This window comes from Chondrinema litorale, from assembly GCF_026250525.1.
Classification (GTDB): Bacteria; Bacteroidota; Bacteroidia; order Cytophagales; family Flammeovirgaceae; genus Chondrinema; species Chondrinema litorale.
In genome coordinates this window covers 1622141-1644839 of sequence record NZ_CP111043.1, presented here as the reverse complement: position 1 = coordinate 1644839, position 22699 = coordinate 1622141, and the positions used below count along the sequence as shown (strand labels likewise).

The following is a 22699-nucleotide window of genomic DNA, read 5'->3' as shown; positions in this document are numbered from 1 at the left end:
TAATTGTTTGCAATGAACTAATCTTTTTTCGTGAAAAGTTCATTGCAATTAATAATTACCCTATACTAGGCATTACCTCTGAATTTCAAAATGAGTTCGTTTTTAAGGTCGAATAGAGATTTTTCTAGACCTACAGGGTATTGGTGAGGGTTTGCAAACCTTTTAATACTTCTGTGTAGTGTTTTAAGCTCTTGTTGAACAAACTCCTTAATATGGTTAATTTGAGGCTTTTCGTAAATATTTTCTCCTTTCTTAAATACAGGGACTAAAAGCTCTTTGCAAGTTGTACCATCTGGAATTTTTTTCCTTCTGGTAGCATCCATTGGATCTATAATTACTGGTTCACCTACTGGTTTATTCGCTTCATTGTAAATCATATCAGCAATCATTTCTCCATTGTTATAATATCTCTTCACTTGCTGAATCCCCGGATTCGATGTTTTAATGGCTTGTTCAGAGATTTTTACTTTGTAATCCCATTCGCCATTATCATTTCTAATTGCAGAAATTTTGTAAACACCACCCAAAGCAGGTTGATCGTATGCTGTAGCGAGTTTAGTACCAACACCCCATACATTTACTTTTGCATCCTGTTGGTTTTTCAAACTGGCGATAATGTGCTCATCCAAATCGTTACTGGCAACTACCGTTGCATTAGGGAACCCCCCTTCGTCAAGTAGTTTTCTTGCTTCTATACTTAAATAAGCCAAGTCACCAGAGTCTAACCTGATACCCGCCATTTCAAATCCTTTGGCTCTTAACTTTTTACCCGTTTCAATGGCTTTTTTAATACCTTCTATGGTATTGTAAGTATCTACTAGAAAAATACAGTTATTCGGCATTGCTTCTGCATATCTATCAAAAGCCTCGTCTTCTGAGTCGAAAGACATAATCCAACTATGGGCATGGGTTCCTTTTACCGGAATGCCAAATAATTTACCAGCTAAAACATTTGATGTAGCACTACAACCTCCGATATATGCAGCTCTTGATGCAGCTAGCGAACCATCTATACCTTGTGCACGGCGCATACCAAATTCAAGTACAGGATCACCCTTAGCTGCTATGTGTAGTCTAGATGCTTTAGTTGCTACAAGTGTTTGAAAGTTGATAATGTTTAATAAAGGTGTTTCAATCATTTGGCATTGAAACAAAGGGCCTTTAATTCTTACCAACGGCTCGTTGGGAAAAATAACTGTTCCTTCTGGTACAGCATCGATATCGCAAGAGAAACGCATTTCAGCTAGATAATCTAAAAAAGCTGTATCAAATAGTTGATTACCATCATTACCTTTGATTGTAGCTAGATAATCAAGATCGCTTTTATCGAACCTGAAACTTTCCAGATAATCAATCACATAATCAAGACCACAAGCTATAGCATAACCACCTTGGAATGGATTTTTTCTAAAATATAAATTGAAAACTGCTTCTTTTTCTGTAGTGCCACTTTTCCAATAGCCATAAGCCATTGTAATTTGATATAAATCTGTTAGCAGAGCCAAAGAAGATTTATAAAGGTCTTTATTTAAATGCATAGGTTTATTTTATCAAAAAAAGGTTATTGCTGCTCAAAAACACTTGTTTTGAGGATTCTATATAGAATTATATTGAGTTATTTTCTATATTATTTTGATGTATTTGTTAATTCTTTAAGATTAAATCAATCTTTTTTATCTGGGAACAGCTTTTTATACAAATCAGGTCGTCTCTGTTTTGTTCTTTCCATTGCTTTTTCGAGTCTCCATTCTTCTATTTTTGCGTCGTTTCCAGAGAGTAAAACATCGGGAACTTTCATTCCTTTATAGTCTGCCGGTCGTGAATATACTGGAGGTGCTAGCAAGCCATCCTGAAATGAATCTGTCAATGCAGAGGTTTCATCAGAAAGTACTCCCGGTACTAGTCGAATAATAGCATCAGACACTACTGCTGCTGCTAACTCACCACCAGAAAGCACATAATCGCCAATGCTAATTTCTTTAGTAACAAAATGCTCTCTAACTCTTTCGTCAATTCCTTTATAATGACCACAAATTATAATGATGTTTTTCATAAGAGAAAGAGTGTTCGCACTACGTTGATCAAAAGTTTCTCCATCGGGAGTCATGAATATTATCTCATCGTAATCTCTTTCTTTTTGCAGGTTAGAAATACATTTATCTAGTGGTTCAATCATTAAAACCATTCCTGCACCTACACCATAAGCATAATCATCTACCTGTTGATGTTTGTTGATTGCATAATCTCTCAAATCATGAATCTTAACTTCAACCAAACCTTTTGTTTGAGCCCTGTGAAGAATTGACTGGTTAAATGGACTTTCCAGTAATTTAGGCAGGCACGTAATAATATCTATCCGCATATCCTCAATATTTTCCTCAAAAGTAAATGATAATTTGAAATATGGTAATGAATGCTTTAATTGGATTTTATACTATTTTAAGATGAAGGTTAATAGAAATTGCTAATAATTTTTTAAATTAATCCAGACAATATATGAAAATGAACACAGCATACACCTGATATTTTAACCATATCAATCAATCACTGTTTGATCGATCTATCAGAAATACAGTTGTTTTTCTTTGCTATTCTGATCTTAATAAAATTTACATTAGGTGAAATTAAAAAAACTAACATATAGAGGTATTTATAAACTGGTGTTAACTATTTGGATTGCAGTTACTAGTATTCAAGTGAATGCTCAGGAGCTGATAGGCAATTTTGATATTATCAAAAAATCGAAAAAGCCTATTTCTATTCCATTTAAAATGATTCACAACCTCATATTAATTCCAATACGCATTAATAATTCCGATACGCTTCAGTTTGTGTTGGATACGGGTGTAAGTACTACAATTATTACAGGCTTGCCTAATGGAGAATCACTTTCTTTAAACTACACCAAAGAGATGGATTTAAGCGGTTTGGGAGAAGGGGAATCTATAAAGGCACTTTATTCTACAGGCAATACACTTTCATTACCCGGAGCTGTAGGTTATAATCACGAAGTTTTATTCTTACTAGAAGATGTTTTTCATCTCTCTTCAAGCATGGGTACTTTCGTGCATGGGCTTATTGGCTACGATGTTTTTAGAAATTTTGTAGTAGAGGTTAATTATGTGAAAGAAAGGTTGATTTTACATGATCCTAATCGATATAATAGAAGAATAGATAAAAGGCTTTCTAAAGGAAAAAAGTTGAAGGGAGTAATTCCGATTAGTATAGAAAAGTCTAAGCCATATTTAAATGGTAAAATTACTCAGAAAGATGGTGCGCCTATTGATTTAAAATTATTAGTTGATTCTGGTGCTAGCCATGCTATTTCACTTTATTCCATTACCCATGATGAGATAAATGTGCCTACAGCAAGTATTAGGTCTTTTTTAGGTGCAGGTTTAAGTGGTGATATTTATGGTGATATTGCCAGAGTAGAGAAATTCCAACTTGGTAAATATAAGTTTGATGAACTGGTGGCAACTTTTCCTGAAATGGAAGGTATTAAACGTGCAGTAGAATCTAGCGATAGAAATGGAAGTATAGGCTCAGAAATATTAAAGCGGTTTAAAGTAGTTTTTAACTATAAAAGAAACTACATGATGCTTAAGCCAAACAGGTTATATAAAAAGCCTTTCCACTACAATGTAAGTGGTATAGAAATTACTACACCAGTACCAGGAGTTCCAATTTACGAGATTTCAAAAATAAGAGAAGATTCGCCTGCAAAAGAAGCAGGCTTAACCAAAGGTGACCAGATTATTATGATAAATGGTGTAAACGTTACTCAGTTTACTCTAAACGAAGTAATAGACATCTTACAAAACCGAACAGGAAGAAAAGTTAAAATTTTCGTTCAGCGCTATAACAAATACATTAAAGCAGAATTTTTGTTGAACGATAAATTAGTTATTTCTCAGGATTAAACGGTTCTTCTTTCTTGTCTTCTTCTAAACTAGATTCTTCTTCTAGAATGCTATCATCATCTACGGTTTTATCCTCTTTCTTTTCATTCTCTTCTTCGTCTTTTTTAGGAAGGAATGTTTTCTGAAAAATCATGATGGTAACTACACCGATGAAAATAGATGAATCGGCAACATTAAATATTGCACTGAAGAATAAGAAAGGATCACCTCCAAAACCTCCAGGTACCCACTCTGGTATTACACCTTCAATAAGAGGGAAATAGAGCATATCAATTACTTGTCCGTGGAACCAAGGTGTAAAGGCTCCATCTATAGCATTGTTTTCTAGAAAAACGCCATAGAAAATACTATCAACCACATTACCAACTGCACCAGCAAGAATTAAGGCTAAACAAACAAGAAAACCAGGATGGGCTTTTTCTTTTATTTTTAGAAATAGATAGTATCCAATACCAACACTGGCAAATATTCTAAATAAAGTAAGCAGGAATTTGCTGTATTCGCTTTCGAAATTAATACCGAAGGCTATTCCAGGGTTTAATACGTAATATAACTTAAACCAATCTCCAAGTACAGCTATCTGGCCGCTGTAACCCAATTCCATGTTGAAATGAACTAACAGCTTTGTTGCCTGGTCGAGAATTATAATAAGAATTGAAATCAGATAAAACCTGAAATATTGCATTATGTAAAATTTAGTTCAAGTAATTATGGACACTACTTTAATAAAACATCTGGTTATATTCGGTACTTAAATAATATTGTGATAGTAATACACGCATAATATTTGCGTAAAAATATAAATAATTTCAAATTGCTTTAAAAAATCCTAACTCGAATAGAGAAAACAATCTACTTCATTAAAACACTTCCAGTAACAATAATCACATTTATTAATTCAATTAAAAAATATATTTTTTGTTTAAGCATATATTATGTCAATTCTTAAAAAGATTTGCTTTTTTTATCTAGGGTGTTTTTTCATTTGTTTAGCTCCTCAAGTCTGGTCACAAGTAACGGCCAAAAAGCTCTTACCCAGAAACATAAATGTGCCATTTTTAAATCAGTTGGCTCCAAGTATAAGTGGCGATGGTAACCATTTGGTGTTTTTATCAGATCAGGTATCGAGCAAGAGGTTAAATATGATGTATTCCAAAAGAACTGGTTCAGAGAGATGGACTGACCCAGAAGTAATTTCTGTAATTGATAATTCTTTTGAGATAAACCATTTAAGAGGCTATAGCATAAGTTACGATGGCTCTATGCTATTTTTTACCACTTTAAAATCTGGTGGAATAGGTGGTTACGATATTTGGATGGTAAGAAAAAATGGAAACTCGTGGAGCCAGCCTGAAAATTTAGGTAAACCCTTAAATAGTGATGCACATGAAGGTGACCCTTCTTTGTCGCCAGATGGTAAGTATTTATATTTTATGCGCTGTGAAAAGATGAGTATGAATAATGCTGAAAACTGCACGCTTTATGTTTCAGAAAAGAAAAACAGAACTTTTTGGGGAGAACCGGTAGCCTTACCTGCTAATATTAATTCTGGTAATGCAGTGAGTCCACGTATTTTACCAGATAATGAAAGCTTATATTTTAGCTCGAATAAATCTGGTGGACAAGGTGGATATGACCTTTATCTTACCAGAAAAGAGGATGAAGGTTGGACTGAGCCAGTTGCATTGAGTTTTTTAAACTCAGAAGCTGACGATCGATATGTGAGTCTTAACGCAAAAGGAGATGTAATTTATTTCTCAATGAAGTATAAAGACAAAGACAAGATCATAATGGCGAAAATTCCAGATGAGTTTCAGCCACTCAAAATATTTCAGATAAATGGAAAAATATTAAATGAAGTTACAGGAAACCCTGAAGAAGCTTATATACAAGTTTTTGATGTTGAGACACAAAAAATGGTAAGGGCAGTAAAAGCTCCACAAAATACGGGTGAATTTTATGTGCTCTTAAAAAGTGGAGAAATGTACGACCTATCAGTCAATACGATAGATAAAAGTATTATTTTTTACTCAGAGCTTGTCGATCTTAGGTATCAAGAAGAATCTGAATATAAGAATGTAGAGTTAAAATTAAAGCCAGTAAAAGTAGGAACAACCTTTACTGCTACTAATATTTTATTTGAGCCATATACATCAAACATCCACGAAGCATCGGTTTTTGAGTTAAAAAGGCTATCACTGTTATTAAAGAATAATCCAGATATAAATCTAGAAATAGGTGCTCATTTGGCAGAGTATAAATCTGATTCTATTCAATCTGACCCTGATCTTACTGAAGTAGTTATTGATACTATACTTATTGAAAATAATTTGGAGCTTTCGGTAGATAATACACTTTCATCCGATACTGATATTTACACCAATAACAAAGTGGGTATAGATAGTATGGTGATGGTGCAAAAGCCAGATTCTTCTATGGTGTTTGTGAATGTAAATAAAGTTGATACAACGCAAGTTTTGGAGAGTTCTAATCAACCTTTTCAATTAAAATACACATATCATAATGATAGAACAGAAGCGGAAGCAAAAGCTGTCTATGATTATTTGATAGAAATAGGTGTGCCTTCTGATAGAATATCATACAAAGGTTATGGTGATACAAAACCACTTTCAGATGTAGAAAGTATTGAAAAAAATAAGTGGATTGATATAAGGTTATATTAGAAAAATGGGATAAAGATTTTGAAGAAAGCTGGCTTAGGTCAGCTTTTTTATTTGAAAAAACATAAAAAAAGAGCTGCTAATTACTTAATTGGGCTGTTTCTATTTGGAATTTGGTAATAATGTAACAGTTTACACGTAAAATTAACTCCAATCAAAATTATATCAATGGCCAAAAAATTTTATGATAAGCAACACCTGAAATTCTTATTATTTGAATTATTTAAGGTTGATCAACTCTGTGAATATTCTTATTATGAAGAGCATAACAGAGAAACATTAGAAATGGTAATTGATGCTGCTGAGGAATTATCAGAAAAGCATTTAAAGCCATATCTTGAAGAAATGGATAGAAATGAACCTTATTTAAAAGAAGGAGAGGTAGTGGTTCATGAAAAGGTTAAAGATATAATAAATGCTTTTGCTGAAGGAGGTTGGCTTTCAGCAGTATTTCCTTTTAAAGATGAGGGGCAGCAATTGCCACATATGCTTTCATTTGCAGCTTCATTCATTTTTAGTGCAGCAAATTACTCAGGAAGTGTATACTCTTATTTAACTACTGGAGCAGCTAATTTAATCAGAGCTTTTGGATCTCAAGCACTCAAAGAACAGTTTATACCTAAAATGCTGGAAGGTAGTTGGCAAGGTACCATGGCGTTAACCGAGCCAGAAGCTGGTAGTTCGCTAAGTGATATTACCACAACAGCTTATGCAACTTCCTCTGACTTTTTTTTACTAAAAGGGCAGAAGATTTTCATTTCGGCAGGAGATCACAACGGAGTAGAAAATATTGTACATCTGATGTTAGCTCGAACTGAGGGAGCTCCAAAAGGTGTGAAAGGCATTTCATTATTTGTTGTGCCTAAAAAGAGATTGGAAGAGGGTAAACTTATCAGTAATGATGTGAAAACGGTGGGTGTATTCCATAAAATGGGTTACATAGGTGCTCCCATTGTACATTTAATGTTAGGTGAAAATGAAGATTGTAGGGCTTATCTGGTAGGTGAAGAAAACAAAGGATTGCTTTATATGTTTCAGCTGATGAATGAGGCGCGAATAGGTGTTGGTTTAAATGCGACTTCAATTGCATCTGCTGCCTATCATGCTTCTTTAGAGTATGCTAAAGAGAGAAAACAAGGTAGATCTGTAGCAAACAAACAAATAGAAGAAGAGCAAGTTGATATATTAAAGCATGCTGATATTAAAAGAATGCTATTATTCCAAAAGTCAATTGTAGAAGGTTCATTGTCTCTTTTAATGCAATGCGCTTACTATACTGATATTTTGAAAGTGGCAGAAGGAGAAGAGTACGAAAAAGCATCTTTATTACTAGATTTATTAACTCCCATTGCCAAGTCTTATCCATCAGAAAAGGGCTGTCTTACAACAAGTGCTGCTTTACAAATACACGGTGGATATGGTTATTGTAAAGACTTTCCTGTAGAGCAGTTTTATAGAGAGGCGAGGATCCATCCAATTCACGAGGGAACTACGGGTATACATGCGATAGATTTGTTAGGAAGAAAAATTTGGCTTGAGCAAAGCAAAGGATATCAGTATTTACTTGAAGAAATAAAGGTTACCATTGAGCAAGCCAGAGAATATGAATTGTTGAGTAATTATGCAGTTAGCCTAAAACAAAAACTACAGCTTTTAGAAAATACAACTAAAGTATTACACAAAACTTTTAGGCATGAGGGAGCCGAAGCTATGTTAGCTGATGCTACTTTGTATTTGGAGCTTTTGGGTACAATCTCTATTGCGTGGCAATGGCTAAAGATTGGTATAAAAGCTTCTGAAAAGCTGACAACAAAATTGAAAGATTCAGATAAAGCTTTTTACGAAGGTAAAATATACACACTCTATTATTACTATGAGTATGAGTTGCCTAATACCATAGTATTATCTCAGAGATTGTGTGACGATGATAGGCTCACATTATATGTAGAAGATAGACATTTTTAAGAATGTCTATCTATTAAGGTTATAGCATCTTACTTATTTGGTTTTGATATAACTGCCATCGTTATTCGGCTTGTGCAAACTAATTTATCTTCTTCATTAGTAATTTGAATTTGCCAAACATGAGTGCTTCTGCCAATATGTAAGGGAGTTGTTTTTCCATACACAAAGCCCTCTTTAACACTGCGTATATGGTTTGCATTTATATCAAGGCCAACACAAACATACTTCTCCTGATCGACACAAAGAGTTGCTGCAATACTGCCTAATGTTTCTGCCAGAACAACGGATGCACCACCGTGAAGTAAACCAAATGGTTGTCTGGTACGTTGATCAACTGGCATCTTAGCAATGATAAAATCCTTACCAACTTCGGTAAACTCAATACCCAAATGGGTTACCATATTACTTTTACCGGTATTCAGCATAGCTGGAGTAATGTTTTCAGGGATCATTTACTTAAAATTAGTGTTAATTTTCAAATAATTTTTGGCTAAAATTATTAGCAGTCAATATAAGAAGCTAATTTTGCAGCTTGAAAATTTGCAGGTGCATTAAAGGTTATTTACCAAATTAAGGGAAAATTGAAAAGTAAGAAAATTTATTTAATTAGACACGGAGAAACTGAATATAATAAGCTTGGTATGGTTCAGGGCTCAGGTATAGATTCTAATCTAAATGAGACCGGAAAAAAACAAGCTCGAGCTTTTTACGAGTATTATAAAGAGATTCCGTTTGATAAAGTTTATACTTCTAAACTAAGAAGAACTCACCAGTCTGTTGAACAGTTTATTAAAAGTGAATTGCCATGGCAACAACTTTATGGGCTTAACGAAATTAGTTGGGGACATAAAGAAGGCCGCCAAATTACCGAAGAAGATAATGAGCAATATGCTAATATGCTTATCGGATGGACAAATGGTGATTATACTCAAAAAGTATATGGTGGAGAAAGTCCATTAGAAGTACAAGAGCGCCAGCGTGATGCATGGAGATATATATTAGCAAACGATCAGGAAGAAAATGTACTGGTTTGTATGCATGGTAGAGCAATTAGAATCTTATTATGTCTTTTACTTGATATTGAGTTAAAAAATATGGATAGATTTATTCACTCTAACTTATGTCTTTATCTTTTAAATTATGAAAATGGTAAATTCTCCATTGAGAAAGAATGTGATGTAACACATTTGAAGAAATTACCACAATTAGCATAAATGTTTTAAGCAGCACCGATTAAAAATATCGCAGGTTTTTTATTGATATCAAGTTTCTGTTTTTTCCACTGTTTTACAGAAAGTGTTTTAACAAATTGATCAGGAGCTGTGAGGTTTGCAGCTATGCATAACTGCATGTCAGGATGTAAGCCAGTTAGCAAGTCTTTAAAAAGTTGATCGTTTCGGTATGGAGTTTCCATAAATATCTGAGTTTCTCCCTTTTTAATCACCTTTTCAGATATTTTTTGGAGGAAGCCACTTCGCTGAGGATTTTTTAATGGAATATATCCATGAAAGGTAAATTGTTGTCCGGAAAAACCTGATGACATGAGTGCCAAAAATATAGATGAAGGGCCCGGTAAGGCAATTACTTCTATATCTTTCTGATGTGCATAAGACACAGCCAAAGCTCCCGGATCAGCAATACCAGGGCAACCAGCTTCTGAAATTACACCAATATTTGCAGTATCAGGTATTTTAGCAAAAATATCATTGAGTTGGCGAGGCTTACTTCTTTTATCCAATACATAAAAGTGTAGGTCTCTAATATTCTGGCTTGTATTTAAAGAAGCAATAAACCGTCTGGCTGTTCTTTCATTTTCTACTAAATAATATTCTGTATTGCTTACAATTTTAGTGATAATCTCAGGTAGATAAGTTTGTGTGTCCTGAGCAAGCATGCAGGGAATGAGATAAAGTTTCAAGTCAGATATTGGTTTTAATGATTTTCAAAGATAGTTGTATGCTTTTAAAATGATAATATTATTTTTTAATCAAATACATAAAAAAAAGGGACAAAAGCCCCTTGAATATTTTAGGTTAAATTAAACCTATTGCATTTCTTCTTTTTCTTCATCCTCTACAACTTCTTCTTTCATATTTAACTGATAATACACTTTTTGTCCGTCTAAGTAGTAGCCTTCCAGCAAAAATTCTTGATTAGAATTAGAAATTGCAGCCATTAGTTCATCTACTGAACTTACAGGGATTTTATCTATATGAGTAATAATAAAGCCATCTTCTAGTCTTGCATCACGCAATTTACCTTCTGTGATTTTAACTATTTTTATTCCTTGTTCAATGTTGAGTAGTTCTTTGTCTTTATCTGAAATCTCTGTTACTTCAGCACCCAACTCATTAATTTTTGTAATAATAGTTTTTACGGCTCTTATAACATCAGTATTATTATCGATGTTTTTTAGCGTTACTTTTACCACATAAATATCATTATCTCTTTTGTAGGCAACATTAATTATATCTCCGGGTCTGTTTCTTGCAACTAGTTCTTGCAACTCAGACGTGTTATTAACGGGTATTTCATTAATTTTTAATACTACATCACCAGGCATAATACCTGCTTCATCAGCGCCACCATCTTTATTTACTCCGGTAATTAAAACTCCTTCAACCTTATCTAAGCCGAAAATATCGGCATTACTTGCATCAATATCATCAATATTTACTCCCATTAAAGCGCGTTGAGTTACACCAAACTCAAGTAAATCATCCATAATTTTTTTAACTAGTGCTACAGGTACTGCAAATGAATAGCCTGCTGAATAACCAGTTTTTGTAGCAATGGCAGTGTTTATACCAATTAATTTTCCGTTGAGGTCTACTAAAGCTCCGCCACTATTGCCAGGGTTTACTGCTGCATCTGTCTGAATAAATGATTCTATACTTAAATTTTGCTGGCCGTTAGATCTGATGATTCCAATATTTCTGGCTTTGGCACTAACAATACCAGCAGTTACTGTTGAGGTTAAATCAAAAGGGTTACCTATGGCCAAAACCCATTGTCCAGGTCTTACTCTATCAGAATTGCCATATGGTACAAATGGTAGATCTTCCGCTTTTATTCTTATGAGCGCTAAATCTGTAGTAGGGTCGGTCCCAATTAATACAGCTCTATAACTTCTCTTGTCATTTAATACGACTTCTATACTGCTAGCATCTTCAATTACATGGTTATTTGTCGCAATGTATCCATCAGAAGATATAATTACGCCAGAACCAGATGACATGCGAGTACCTTGTCCTCTACTATTATCTTCACCATTTCCCCACAAATCCATTATATCTTCCAATGCACTGCTGTATCTGTTACTGCTACTGTATCGGGTTTTAATGTGTACAACTGCAGGAATTACCTTTTCAGATGCATTTATAAAGTTGAGGCCTTCTGGTACTTTGTAATCATAATCCGGCTCATTCTTTTTCTCAGTGTAATTAGAAAGTACTATTTCTTGCTTTTCAGAAATGTTCTGGACTTCATCATCTTTTTGCAACATTAGATAGCCACCTAGTGTAAACACGCCACTAAAAAGAGATGCCAATAAAATTCCCAGAATAAATTTATATTGCTGCATGTAAGGAACAGATTAATAGAGTAAAATTTGTCAGACAGTAATCAGTAAAAAAGCAATTCTAAAAATAAAGGCTGTCTGTTGTTTTCCTGAATTTATTGATTTTGTATCTAAAACGAAAATCTTAAAAGGCTGGTTTCTTCTATACCTTTAGATAATGCTGTTTATTCTATGTAAAAAAATAATTTTTGTATGGAAGTTAAACCTTTGTCGAAAAGAATTGTCAAAGTTAAAAAAGTAGAAATAAGTTAAAATAACCTATAAAAGTATATCAATTTAGACTGAAAGGTAAAACTAAATTATTAATCGGATGCTTTAGGGTTTTGTTTAGTTAATACTGCTTAATTTAATTTATTTCAAAATAATTTTGACTGAAAAAAGCTTGTGTACACACCCTGATGATCAGTATCTTATTTCTCATTTTAAAAATGAGGACTCAAAGCATTATGCTTTTAATTTACTGGTAAAGAAATATCAGCAAAAAGTATATTGGCATATACGTAAAATGGTAGTTGACCATAACGATACAGATGATCTTACACAAGAGGTTTTTTTAAAGGTTTGGAAAAACCTGAGCAACTTTAGAGAAGATGCAGCACTTTTTACTTGGCTTTATAGAATTGCGACCAATGAATCTTTAAACTTTTTAAAGAAAAAAAGAAGGCGATTTATGTTGCCGATTAACGATGTAACTAAAGAGCTAAGTAAAAAAATAGATAATGATCCTTTAATTGAAGGTTCTGACATTGAAAGGAAATTACAGAAAGTTCTTTTAACCCTTCCAGATAGACAAAGATTGGTGTTTAATATGAAATATTTTGAGGATTTACCTTATAAAGAGATCGCAAAAATTCTAGAAGTAACGGAAGGAAGTTTAAAGGCTTCATATCACATTGCAGTAAAAAAAATTCAGCAGTTATTAGGTAACGATTTGCTTTAAAATCAAATAGATGGAAGGAAAGGAAAAACTAAGCGGAAATATTTATAAGGTACCTGAAAACTATTTTGAAAAACTACCAGAGCAGATTCAGAGTAGTTTACCAAAAAAGTCTGAAGTAGGTATTTTCAATTTATTATACTTAAAACCGGCTTTATTGGCTTCTATGGTACTAGGTTTTATACTTTATGGGGTTTGGCCAATAAGTACAGCACATGAGCCAGCTGTTAAAATAGCCTTTGAAGATATCTCTAAAGAAGATCTTAAGAATTATCTTTTATATACAGATATTTCTGAAAATGAAATTATTGAAGAAATGGGAGGAAGTTTTAATGACGAATTCTTTATTGATGAAGATATAAAGTTGAGTACAGAAGAGATTCAAGAATTAATTGATGTAGAACAAATTGAAGATTATCTATAAAATGAAAAAGTTTCAGGTGAAGGCTTTATCAATAAAGTTGGTGTTAATTTTTGGATTGATGTATTTGAGCATCACACATATATATGCGCAAGGAGTAGATAAAAGAAGAAATATTGAACGTATACAGGAATTTAAGCAACAGTACATAAAAGAAGTATTAGCACTTTCTGATGAAGATGCTGATAAGTTTTTTCCTTTATATGAATCTTATGAAGCAGAGAGAGCTGCTCACCGGAAAAAACTTAATAACCTTAAAGTAGGTTTTATGGCAAAAACAGATGAACAGCTCGAAGAAGATTTAAATGCGATGCTTGTAATTAAAAATAATCAGTTAGAAACTGAGAAAAAGTATTATCAAAAATTTAAAGAAGTATTATCTATCAGGCAAGTAGCTGCTTTGTATTATGCAGAAAATCAATTTAGAAAAAAACTACTTGAGCGATTTGGAGATAATAACTAAATCTTAATTCTGAATATGCTCTTTAATATTACTTGTTTCAGTTTCGTGATCGTCTCCTTTTATAATATAAAAAAGAACAGAACTTTCTGGTAAAGAGATAGATTGTCTGGCTATTGGCAAAATCTTATTTTTCTCAAATTGTACAAACATAGGTATAATACTATCACCTAAATCTTTTAAAAAGACATTTAACTCTTCAGAAGAATTTACTTCAAACTGATGTATCGCAGGATTCTTTCTAAGATATTGAGTAATGTTGATATAATCTGCCATCCCATTGAACAGTAAACCTTTTGGTTTTTCAGTTTTGCTATTCATAATTTCCTTATTGGAGGCCAGTCTAAATACCCTTTCTGCACCAAATTCTTGACTGAGAATTTTACAGCTCATGGTATTTATTTCTGTATTAGATGTCATTGCATGAAGTTGTCCATATTGAGAGAGGTCAATTTCTTCAAAGGCATCATCACTGGCAAGGCTTCCTTCAAACACGGGTAAGCCTTGTATTCTAGCTTCTTGAATGTTTGATTTAGAAGTATCGGCTAGTTTTACTGGAATTTTTAAAGATTTTAAAAACTTAGCCATAAATCTTGCCGGCTCACTTGCTCCAAGAAAGATAACACCGTTTGGTTCTTGTCTGAGTACACCTAAGTAAGCAGCCAAAGGTTTAGCCAATATTCCTTGTAAAACTACGGTACCAACAATTATCATAAAGGTGAGAGGGAGTAGTAATTGAGCATGGAAATATTCCATCATATGGCCGCTTTCATTCTCTAAAAGAGAAGTTAAACGAATAGTGAAAATGGAAGCTACAGCCGCAGATACAATACCTCTTGGGCATATTGCCGATATAAATATTTTTTCTTTAAGATTAAGCTCAGAGTTGATTGTGCTTAGAAAAACAGCAATTGGCCTCAATACAAAAACAACAATGGCAAATAGTAAAAAGCTGGAGCCATTTAATACTGTTGTAATGTCAGAAACTTTAATCCGAGAGGACAGCATTACAAACAAAAAGGAGATCAGAATAAGGACGACATCTTCTTTAAAGGACAGCAGTTCTTTTAGATCATCAATTTTTAAATTGGCTAGGATCATCCCCAGAAGTGTTACTGCCAGTAATCCTGATTCTGCGTGGATCATGTCAGAAATCGAAAATGTAAGGATAACTATAGCAAGTACAATTACATTTCTGAGGTATTTAGGTATCCAGTTTTTTGTGAGTAGATTATAAAGAATAAATGCGAAGAATACACCTACGGCTACACCAGCAAGAATAGTAAGCACAAATCCATTTAATGCAAACATGGTAAACTGCTTATTAGGTTTACCAGATACTACAAACTCGTAGATTAAAATAGCTATTAATGCACCTATTGGGTCGATTAATATACCTTCCCATTTTAAAATGGTATTGATTCTAAAGTTAGGTTTTACATTTCTCAGTATAGGGCCAATAACTGTAGGGCCAGTTACAATAATTAATGCAGCGAATAAAAGTGCAAATCTTAATGTCATACCCATAAGAAGGTTAGCGGCTAAAGCTCCACCTAATAGTGTAACTACAGTACCTACTAAAATGATGTTTCTTACGGTTTTGCCGAGGGTTCTTACTTCAGATAACTTAAGAGTAAGTCCACCTTCAAATAGGATTAAACCTACAGAAATGGAAATTACATCAAAAAGAAAGTCGCCTTGAAATATCTTATCTCCATCTATAAATTTTTCATTATTAGGAGTGAAAAAAGTTGAGATTGGGCCAACTAATAAGCCTATTAAAATGAGAGGAAGAATAGCTGGTACTCTAATTCTCCAGGCAAGCCATTGAGCAAGTATTCCTAAAACCAGTAAGCCTGCAATTTCTATCATATGTTCGTATTAAAAAAAATTATAACTGATCTGCAAATTAATCCTAGTCAATAAAGGCAAGATATCAATATTACATGATATTTATGAACTTTGACGGGTTGTAAATCGTATTGGCAGGAATTTAATTTTGCAAGACTCAATCATTTAATTATTAAAGTTAATTTATAGCTGGTATAATGAAATTAATCATTAGGATTAAAACAAATTAATAAAGATTTGTTTCGAATTAATTTAAATAATTGGAAGAAAAAAATCAGAAATAGAAGTGTAAAAAATTATCTTCTTCTTCGGCGCTGATACTGTTGATATGTAACAGAAATTCTTTGGCCAAGAAAGAGGATAAAAGTAGTAAATAAGACTGAAAAAAAAGTTTTAATTAATGTAGTACCTACTAAGTTAAGATTGCTAGCACTAATAAAAAATAGTACAAGATGATGCAGAAAGGCCAGTAAAACTGTATAAGTAATATACCAGTTTATGCCCATATCCAACAAATTAGGATTTGAGCCGGTTTCGTAGCCACCAGTTGGAGCAAATCCTTTTACTACTCTGTTTCTCATATAAGCTAAAAAAACACAGGAGGCAGCATGAATACCTGCGGAATCGTAAAATATATCCACAGTAATACCTAGAAAAAACGCAATTAGTAAATATGGAAATCTAGGAAAGTCTAAAGGATAAGCTAGCAAGTAACCTATATATGCGAAGCAAAAAGCATAACCATAAAAATCAACATATTTAAGGAACAGAACCTGAATTAATACATACAGGATAAAAGAATAAATAAAGAAAAATATACTTTTTCTGTTCATAATACTTATTTACTTCTTAGCGGATCCAAATTTTGTTCTAGACTGTCAATTTCAGTTTTGTAGTAATTCTGAATTATATATACATTTTTTATAGTACTGAAATTAACTGTAAGATTGATTTTTACATTTTTTGTGCCTTCAGAAAGGTCATCGGTAACAGATTCTACAATTCCGATATTGATACTTTCAGGATAAACGGGATTCGCTCCTGAAGTTTCAATAGTATCTCCTTTCTCCACATCTACATGGAAGGGGATGTATTGAAGCTCTGCTTGAAGATAATCGTTGTTAGTATCTTCGGTATTCCATTTTACAGTACATAAATCTTTGGAATCGCTTAGTTGACCAGAGATTCTAATATTGGAATGTAATAGAGAATATACAGTAGCAAAATTTTCAGATACAGAACGGACTCTCCCTACTATACCTTCTGGTGAAACTACACCCATTCCAACTTCTACACCATCAATTTTACCTTTATTTATTGTAAGATAATTATCTGTAAACCTAATTGTATTGTTAATAACTCTAGCAGGTAAGTATTTGTAAGTTGCTGGTAATGCAGTTGAATCTGTACTTGTGGAATCTAGCTCTCTAAACTTCAGATTATTTAATTGCTGATTAAGTATAGCATTTTCTTTTTGAAGTCTTTCCACTTCATCGCGTAAGGTTAATTGTCCGGTAATGCCATCTACATAAGTATATAGCACACCAGCAACAACATTAGAGGAAGTAAAAAATGCTACTCCCTGATAAGTGTTGTTTCGTACAATTAGCCAAGCTGCTATAATCTCCAGAATAATGAATGTGAAAAATATTCTGAGACGCAGAAAAAATTGAATCAGTTGATACATGAATAAAAGATTGTATCAGTTTGGCCTAAGCCTGCTAAATTCCGGAAAGTTTATGCTAAAAGTGTTTTGCAAATTAAGACATTAAAACTGCTTTAAAGGCATCGATATTTTTTAATGCCTCGCCTGTACCTCTTACAACAGCTCTCAATGGATCATCAGCAATGTGTACAGGTAATTTAGTTTTTAATGCTATCCTTTTATCAAGTCCTCGTAAAAGAGCTCCACCACCAGTTAAATGAATACCGTTATCGTAAATATCGGCAGAAAGTTCTGGGGGAGAAATCTCAAGAGCTTTTAAAACAGCTTCTTCAATTTTAGAAATAGACTTATCAATAGCAAAAGCAATTTCTGTATAAGAGACTTTAATGGTTTTAGGAATACCAGTCATTAAATCTCGTCCTCTGATTTCGTAATCGTCTGGAGGAGTATCAAGTTCAGAAATTGCAGCACCAACTTCAATTTTAATTTTCTCGGCAGATCTTTCACCGATTAATAAATTGTGTTGTCTGCGCATGTAGTCAAGGATGTCTCTGTTGAAAACGTCGCCTGCAGTTCTTACAGATTGGTCACATACAATACCAGAAAGAGCAATTACAGCAATTTCTGTTGTACCACCTCCAATATCAACAATCATAGAACCAACGGGTTGCTCTATATCGATACCGATACCAATTGCAGCAGCAATAGGTTCAGGAATCATATAAACTTCTTTAGCACCTGCATGTTCAGCAGAGTCACGTACTGCACGTTTTTCTACCTCAGTAATTCCGGAAGGAATACAAATAACCATTCGGTGAGAAGGAGTAAAAAATCGATTACCTGTATCGATTAGTTTAATCATTCCCCTGATCATTTGTTCGGCGGCATAGAAGTCTGCAATTACCCCGTCTTTAAGTGGCCTGATTGTTTTTATATTTTCGTGTGTCTTCTCATGCATTTGCATGGCTTTTTTACCAATTGCAATTACTTTCTGAGTGACTTTATCTATAGCAATGATGGAGGGTTCATCAACAACTACTTTTCCTTTATACAAGAGTAGCGTATTGGCCGTACCTAAATCAATGGCAATATCGCTGGAAAAAAAATCAAATAGACCCATCAGAATGGAAAGAGTTAAAAGAATGTTTTTTATTACAAAAAAAAATAAACTTGTTGTTCGGTTTTTTTTAACGCAAAAAACCGACTAAACTATATGGATGAATTTAACTGCAATATTAAAAAAAAAAACTTCTTTTTAATCTTTCTTCTTAAGATCACCTCTTTTTACTGATTTTATGAATTCAGCCCAAGCAAAAGGATTGAGTATTGAAAATGAAGGAGAAAAGAATTGATTTGATATAGCATTTGACTGTTGGTTCATATAATAACGGTGGTTAGAGCCGCCATCCATTGGTAAAGATGCGGCCATTCTGTTAAGAGCCTGTTGGTTGAGATTTTTTTCCATATTTTCTTTTCTTTTATCAACCGGTAACTCTAATGCTAAGAAAGCTTCTTTAAATAATTCTTCGGTAGGGTAAGGAAAAACTTCTACAACTGGAAGAAAAGTTGTATCAGTTTGTAGATCAATTAAAACAGTAAAGCCTTTGTCTTTTTTTTGAGGGACAATAAATTTTTGCTTTTTATAACCCACAGCACTAAAAATAACTGTATCACCCACCATAGTTGGAAGTGCAAAAAGTCCGACTTGGTTTGAAACTGTACCTACTCCAGCACTTGGGATATAAACGTGAACCCCGGGAACTCCATAGGAACTATCTCCATCTACAATGATTCCAGACATTTGAATTACTTCTGGGTCTCCTTGTGCTTTAAGCTCAGTCTGTAATAAAAAAGTACTGATAACAGCAAGAATGAAGATTGAAGTAATTTTTTTAGTTGTAATATTTCTTTTATTCATGGTAGTGTCTTTTCCCAGTTGCTTTACTTATATAACAAATATAATGGATTCAGTTTAAAAATACTTTTTGTCAAGAATTAAAAATTCTTGATAAAGTACAATATTAAATTTGTTAAATACAATTAATCTTTGTGGTCTGTATTTATATAATGTTTTCTTGTATATAGAAGTTGCTTTGGTTACATCTTGTTTAGATAAAAAAATCTTTTATTTCAAAAAAAAACTCCTTTTTCGGCTATTATTAAGATAATATCTCTCCTAATTAAGTTTAAGATCCTTCTTCTGGTTTTTAGTAAGCACTCCATCATTTATATTTGAGAAATTTTCTAAAGGTTTTACAAAGTGTTTTTCTTAATACCCTTGCATTTAAATTGATATAAAGGCTTTGGCTTTTGATATAGTAGATACTTTGTATTGCCATTTAAATCATATTTACTTAAAACAATAATTAGCAATGAATAGAAGATTGTTATTCTTCCTACTTTGTATCCTGAATGTTACAGCTTATGCTCAGGAAAAGGATTTTTCTGTGGAATATGCTGAAACCATAAAGGCAAGTGATCTTAAAAAACACTTGAGTATTATAGCTTCTGACGAATACGAAGGCCGTGAAACTGGAGAGAAAGGTCAGAAAATGGCGGCTGAATATATTAGTAAACACTTTAAAAGCTTGGGCTTAGAAGGGCCAGTAGATAATAAGAATCCTTATTATCAACCATTTAATTTAAATAAATCTTACTGGAACGAAGTAAGTATTAGTACTGCTAAACAAGATTTAACCTATCTGGAAGACTTCTTTATTTATGGAAACTTCAACTATGACCATACTAAAATGCAGACTGTATTTGCTGGGTATGGTATTGATGAAGATAAATATACAGATTATGAAGGTCTGGATGTAGAAGGTAAGGCTGTGTTAGTTTTAATGGATGAGCCTAAAAATGCAGATGGTACCTATGTAATTTCAGGAAGTGAGAAAAGCTCTGAAATGGGCAGTACAAATTATAAAATTAAAACTGCTGGTGAAAAAGGAGCTGCAGCTATTGTATTTGTTTATACAGATAAAGAAGAGTTTAATAACAGATTAAATTTATTTAAACCTTATTTACAGAAACCATCATTGAGTATGAATTCTTCTGGTGAAGGAAAAATGGGCTTATTTTTCACAAGTTCTGAGGGTGGAGCTGCTATGTTAGGTACTTCTTCTAAAAAGTTTGATAAAGCACTAAAGAAAGATATTACAAAAGGTATTGAAAAAATTAAAGGCTATACTTCTGAAATAGAGTTAACGGCAATGAAGAAAGCTGAAGATGTTACTACAGAAAATGTCTTAGGTTTTATGGAAGGTACCGATTTAAAAGACGAAATATTAGTTGTAACTGCTCACTATGATCATATTGGTAAAGCAGATACCGTAATAAATAATGGTGCAGATGATGATGGTTCAGGTACAGTAACTGTTTTAGAAATTGCAGAAGCATTTGCTACAGCGAAGAAAAATGGTGTTGCTCCTAGGAGAAGTATTTTATTTATGACTGTTACAGGTGAGGAAAAAGGGTTACTTGGTTCTAAGTATTATTCAGAACATCCTGTGTTTCCTCTAGAAAGCACTATTACCGATCTTAATATAGATATGGTAGGTAGAGTTGATGAAAAACACGCTGATAATCCTAATTACATTTATATAATTGGTTCAGATATGCTTTCTTCAGACTTGCATAATTTACATGAAACTGTTGCAAAAAAATATTCTCCTGATGTAGAATTAGATTACGAGTATAACTCAGATAGTGATCCTAATAGATTCTATTACAGATCAGATCACTACAATTTTGCAAAACATGGTATACCAGTGATTTTCTATTTTAATGGAACACATCCAGACTATCATAGACCTACCGATACTGTAGATAAAATTGAATTTGCTAAGATGGAAAAGGTTGCCAGGCTTATATTTCATACCGCTTGGGAATTGGCAAATACTAATGAAAGGCCTGTAGTAGATAAAGCTGATCAGGAATAGTTTGAAATGTCCTAAAAGAAAAATGCCCGTTACAAAACGGGCATTTTTCTTTCACCTTATCCTTATTACCAAAACATAATTTGTTTCGTTTCGATTATATAGCAAACATATTCGGTTAAGAGATTTCATGTGTTGACTAATAGTTACATTTTATTTAACTAAATGTTAAATAAAATATTTTAATATTAACTAAATGTTAAATATTAGATTTTTAGTTAAATTGTAAATTTTGATTACATGTAAAGTAAATTACTTTATTTAAAGTAATTTACTTTTTTGTGATATATAATTTTAATGTTTATCTATTTTTAAAAATAAAAATTTGCAATAAAATTATACAATATTTGCATCACCGAATATGCGAATTATGGGATTGATTTTTTGAGATTTCAAACTCCTTTTTAAATTATAGCCAACATTTTTGAACGTATTTTAATCATACTATGCTTTTAAGTATTGAAACAGCTACGAGTGTTTGTTCTGTTGCTTTGCACTCAGAAGAAAATATAATAGCGTATGAAGAAATTCACCTAGAAAAATCACATTCTGGTTATCTGACCGTAATCATCGATCAAATGATGAAAAATTGTCAAGTTATATCTGAAAATATTGAAGCTATAGCTGTTTCGGAAGGCCCAGGTTCTTATACAGGTTTGCGCATAGGTGTTTCCACAGCTAAGGGTTTATGTTATGCATGGGACAAGCCATTAATTTCAGTAAGTACATTGGAAGCAATAGCAGCAAATGCTATAGATCATTTAAAGTATTTAGCTTCTGGAAAAATGCTTTTTTGCCCAATGTTAGATGCAAGACGAATGGAAGTTTATACAGCAATATATAAAAGTGATCTTTCTCAAATTAAAGCAATACATCCTCTGGTTGTTGAATCATCAAGTTTTGATAATTACTTGCAGGACTACAAAATTTTATATTTTGGAAATGGAGCTGAAAAATGCAAAGATGTTCTAGTTAATGATAATCTAATTTATGTAGGAGAATATTTGCCAAATGCAAAGTATGTAGGTTTAATAGCCAATAAAGCATTGAGAGAGCAACAATTTGCTGACTTAGCTTATTTTGAGCCATTTTACTTGAAGGCATATCAAGCAAAAAAGCCGAAAAAAAATAAACTATTGAGTTAAGTTTTTAAGAGTCGCTTTTTAAATAAGGCAAGATTAAATATTAAGAGTTTCTTGCCAATTTTACTATTTTTGCTTTCAGTTTATTTGCTTCTATACACCTAAGTTATTTAAAGCTTGAGGCTTTTTCTCTAA

Annotated in this window: 20 protein-coding genes; 9 read left to right on the top strand and 11 right to left on the bottom strand. The window is 32.9% G+C overall.

Annotated features, from left to right (window positions below; all coding sequences use genetic code 11):
* Nucleotides 1–65: 65 nt before the first annotated feature.
* A complete protein-coding gene (locus tag OQ292_RS06950) occupies nucleotides 66–1538 on the bottom strand; it encodes a nicotinate phosphoribosyltransferase (RefSeq protein ID WP_284685329.1) in 1473 nt (490 codons plus the stop codon).
* Between the two features lie 125 nt (nucleotides 1539–1663).
* Nucleotides 1664–2362, bottom strand: a complete 699-nt coding sequence (gene trmD / locus OQ292_RS06945) for a tRNA (guanosine(37)-N1)-methyltransferase TrmD (RefSeq protein ID WP_284685328.1) — start codon at nucleotides 2360–2362, stop codon at nucleotides 1664–1666.
* A gap of 256 nt (nucleotides 2363–2618) precedes the next feature.
* Between trmD and OQ292_RS06940 the strand changes: the two genes are divergently transcribed.
* On the top strand, nucleotides 2619–3923 hold the full coding sequence (locus OQ292_RS06940; RefSeq protein ID WP_284685327.1) for a PDZ domain-containing protein: 1305 nt from the start codon (nucleotides 2619–2621) through the stop codon (nucleotides 3921–3923).
* Here OQ292_RS06940 and OQ292_RS06935 read toward each other — a convergent pair.
* Entirely contained in the window at nucleotides 3907–4608 is a 702-nt protein-coding gene (locus OQ292_RS06935) for a lipoprotein signal peptidase (RefSeq protein ID WP_284685326.1), read from the bottom strand. The genes OQ292_RS06940 and OQ292_RS06935 overlap by 17 nt on opposite strands.
* Nucleotides 4609–4858: 250 nt before the next feature.
* Here OQ292_RS06935 and OQ292_RS06930 point away from each other — a divergent pair, with 250 nt between their 5' ends.
* Nucleotides 4859–6607: an OmpA family protein gene (locus OQ292_RS06930; RefSeq protein ID WP_284685325.1), complete on the top strand. Its 1749-nt coding sequence runs from the start codon at nucleotides 4859–4861 to the stop codon at nucleotides 6605–6607.
* Nucleotides 6608–6772: 165 nt separating this feature from the next.
* Nucleotides 6773–8569: an acyl-CoA dehydrogenase family protein gene (locus OQ292_RS06925; protein ID WP_284685324.1), complete on the top strand. Its 1797-nt coding sequence runs from the start codon at nucleotides 6773–6775 to the stop codon at nucleotides 8567–8569.
* A gap of 29 nt (nucleotides 8570–8598) precedes the next feature.
* Here OQ292_RS06925 and OQ292_RS06920 read toward each other — a convergent pair whose 3' ends face one another.
* Entirely contained in the window at nucleotides 8599–9021 is a 423-nt protein-coding gene (locus OQ292_RS06920) for a hotdog fold thioesterase (protein ID WP_284685323.1), read from the bottom strand.
* 129 nt (nucleotides 9022–9150) lie between these two features.
* Between OQ292_RS06920 and OQ292_RS06915 the strand changes: the two genes are divergently transcribed.
* A complete protein-coding gene (locus OQ292_RS06915; protein ID WP_284685322.1) occupies nucleotides 9151–9783 on the top strand; it encodes a histidine phosphatase family protein in 633 nt (210 codons plus the stop codon).
* Nucleotides 9784–9788: 5 nt separating this feature from the next.
* Here the strand turns inward: OQ292_RS06915 and OQ292_RS06910 are convergent, their stop codons facing one another.
* Together OQ292_RS06910 and OQ292_RS06905 are read right to left on the bottom strand one after the other, a co-directional pair.
* On the bottom strand, nucleotides 9789–10463 hold the full coding sequence (locus tag OQ292_RS06910) for an SAM-dependent methyltransferase (RefSeq protein ID WP_284685321.1): 675 nt from the start codon (nucleotides 10461–10463) through the stop codon (nucleotides 9789–9791).
* Between the two features lie 150 nt (nucleotides 10464–10613).
* Nucleotides 10614–12152, bottom strand: coding sequence for a S1C family serine protease (locus tag OQ292_RS06905; protein WP_284685320.1), 1539 nt, complete (start codon nucleotides 12150–12152; stop codon nucleotides 10614–10616).
* A 364-nt stretch (nucleotides 12153–12516) separates the two neighbouring features.
* Between OQ292_RS06905 and OQ292_RS06900 the strand changes: the two genes are divergently transcribed.
* From OQ292_RS06900 to OQ292_RS06890, 3 genes are read left to right on the top strand one after another with little or no spacing between them, the layout of a single operon-like run.
* Complete coding sequence (locus OQ292_RS06900) at nucleotides 12517–13089, top strand: RNA polymerase sigma factor (protein WP_284685319.1); 573 nt, start codon at nucleotides 12517–12519, stop codon at nucleotides 13087–13089.
* A 10-nt stretch (nucleotides 13090–13099) separates the two neighbouring features.
* Nucleotides 13100–13510 (top strand): hypothetical protein, encoded by a 411-nt coding sequence (locus OQ292_RS06895; RefSeq protein WP_284685318.1) that lies wholly within the window; start codon nucleotides 13100–13102, stop codon nucleotides 13508–13510.
* A gap of 1 nt (nucleotide 13511) precedes the next feature.
* Nucleotides 13512–13970 (top strand): hypothetical protein, encoded by a 459-nt coding sequence (locus OQ292_RS06890; protein ID WP_284685317.1) that lies wholly within the window; start codon nucleotides 13512–13514, stop codon nucleotides 13968–13970.
* 3 nt (nucleotides 13971–13973) lie between these two features.
* Here the strand turns inward: OQ292_RS06890 and OQ292_RS06885 are convergent, their stop codons facing one another.
* From OQ292_RS06885 to OQ292_RS06865, 5 genes are all read right to left on the bottom strand, one after another.
* Nucleotides 13974–15839: a cation:proton antiporter gene (locus tag OQ292_RS06885; protein ID WP_284685316.1), complete on the bottom strand. Its 1866-nt coding sequence runs from the start codon at nucleotides 15837–15839 to the stop codon at nucleotides 13974–13976.
* A 275-nt stretch (nucleotides 15840–16114) separates the two neighbouring features.
* A complete protein-coding gene (locus tag OQ292_RS06880; protein ID WP_284685315.1) occupies nucleotides 16115–16651 on the bottom strand; it encodes a rod shape-determining protein MreD in 537 nt (178 codons plus the stop codon).
* 5 nt (nucleotides 16652–16656) lie between these two features.
* Nucleotides 16657–17505, bottom strand: a complete 849-nt coding sequence (gene mreC / locus OQ292_RS06875; protein ID WP_284685314.1) for a rod shape-determining protein MreC — start codon at nucleotides 17503–17505, stop codon at nucleotides 16657–16659.
* A 73-nt stretch (nucleotides 17506–17578) separates the two neighbouring features.
* Entirely contained in the window at nucleotides 17579–18604 is a 1026-nt protein-coding gene (locus OQ292_RS06870) for a rod shape-determining protein (RefSeq protein ID WP_284685313.1), read from the bottom strand.
* Between the two features lie 135 nt (nucleotides 18605–18739).
* A complete protein-coding gene (locus OQ292_RS06865) occupies nucleotides 18740–19402 on the bottom strand; it encodes a carboxypeptidase-like regulatory domain-containing protein (protein ID WP_284685312.1) in 663 nt (220 codons plus the stop codon).
* Nucleotides 19403–19856: 454 nt separating this feature from the next.
* On the opposite strand from OQ292_RS06865, the gene OQ292_RS06860 reads away from it, so the two are divergent.
* Both OQ292_RS06860 and tsaB read left to right on the top strand, forming a co-directional pair.
* Nucleotides 19857–21425 (top strand): M28 family peptidase, encoded by a 1569-nt coding sequence (locus tag OQ292_RS06860; protein WP_284685311.1) that lies wholly within the window; start codon nucleotides 19857–19859, stop codon nucleotides 21423–21425.
* Nucleotides 21426–21868: 443 nt separating this feature from the next.
* The gene (gene tsaB, locus OQ292_RS06855; RefSeq protein WP_284685310.1) at nucleotides 21869–22567 is read left to right on the top strand and encodes a tRNA (adenosine(37)-N6)-threonylcarbamoyltransferase complex dimerization subunit type 1 TsaB; all 699 of its coding nucleotides are present in this window, start codon (nucleotides 21869–21871) and stop codon (nucleotides 22565–22567) included.
* Nucleotides 22568–22699 lie beyond the last annotated feature (132 nt).

What these genes read in the sequence shown, in the direction of transcription:
- OQ292_RS06935 (WP_284685326.1), bottom strand. Translation starts at nt 4,608, where the DNA reads ATGCAATATTTCAGGTTTTATCTGATTTCAATTCTTATTATAATTCTC.
- OQ292_RS06895 (WP_284685318.1), top strand. Translation starts at nt 13,100, where the DNA reads ATGGAAGGAAAGGAAAAACTAAGCGGAAATATTTATAAGGTACCTGAA.
- trmD (WP_284685328.1), bottom strand. Translation starts at nt 2,362, where the DNA reads ATGCGGATAGATATTATTACGTGCCTGCCTAAATTACTGGAAAGTCCA.
- OQ292_RS06950 (WP_284685329.1), bottom strand. Translation starts at nt 1,538, where the DNA reads ATGCATTTAAATAAAGACCTTTATAAATCTTCTTTGGCTCTGCTAACA.
- OQ292_RS06880 (WP_284685315.1), bottom strand. Translation starts at nt 16,651, where the DNA reads ATGAACAGAAAAAGTATATTTTTCTTTATTTATTCTTTTATCCTGTAT.
- OQ292_RS06865 (WP_284685312.1), bottom strand. Translation starts at nt 19,402, where the DNA reads ATGAATAAAAGAAATATTACAACTAAAAAAATTACTTCAATCTTCATT.
- OQ292_RS06930 (WP_284685325.1), top strand. Translation starts at nt 4,859, where the DNA reads ATGTCAATTCTTAAAAAGATTTGCTTTTTTTATCTAGGGTGTTTTTTC.
- mreC (WP_284685314.1), bottom strand. Translation starts at nt 17,505, where the DNA reads ATGTATCAACTGATTCAATTTTTTCTGCGTCTCAGAATATTTTTCACA.
- tsaB (WP_284685310.1), top strand. Translation starts at nt 21,869, where the DNA reads ATGCTTTTAAGTATTGAAACAGCTACGAGTGTTTGTTCTGTTGCTTTG.
- OQ292_RS06910 (WP_284685321.1), bottom strand. Translation starts at nt 10,463, where the DNA reads ATGCTTGCTCAGGACACACAAACTTATCTACCTGAGATTATCACTAAA.
- OQ292_RS06860 (WP_284685311.1), top strand. Translation starts at nt 19,857, where the DNA reads ATGAATAGAAGATTGTTATTCTTCCTACTTTGTATCCTGAATGTTACA.
- OQ292_RS06925 (WP_284685324.1), top strand. Translation starts at nt 6,773, where the DNA reads ATGGCCAAAAAATTTTATGATAAGCAACACCTGAAATTCTTATTATTT.
- OQ292_RS06885 (WP_284685316.1), bottom strand. Translation starts at nt 15,839, where the DNA reads ATGATAGAAATTGCAGGCTTACTGGTTTTAGGAATACTTGCTCAATGG.
- OQ292_RS06920 (WP_284685323.1), bottom strand. Translation starts at nt 9,021, where the DNA reads ATGATCCCTGAAAACATTACTCCAGCTATGCTGAATACCGGTAAAAGT.
- OQ292_RS06890 (WP_284685317.1), top strand. Translation starts at nt 13,512, where the DNA reads ATGAAAAAGTTTCAGGTGAAGGCTTTATCAATAAAGTTGGTGTTAATT.
- OQ292_RS06905 (WP_284685320.1), bottom strand. Translation starts at nt 12,152, where the DNA reads ATGCAGCAATATAAATTTATTCTGGGAATTTTATTGGCATCTCTTTTT.
- OQ292_RS06870 (WP_284685313.1), bottom strand. Translation starts at nt 18,604, where the DNA reads ATGGGTCTATTTGATTTTTTTTCCAGCGATATTGCCATTGATTTAGGT.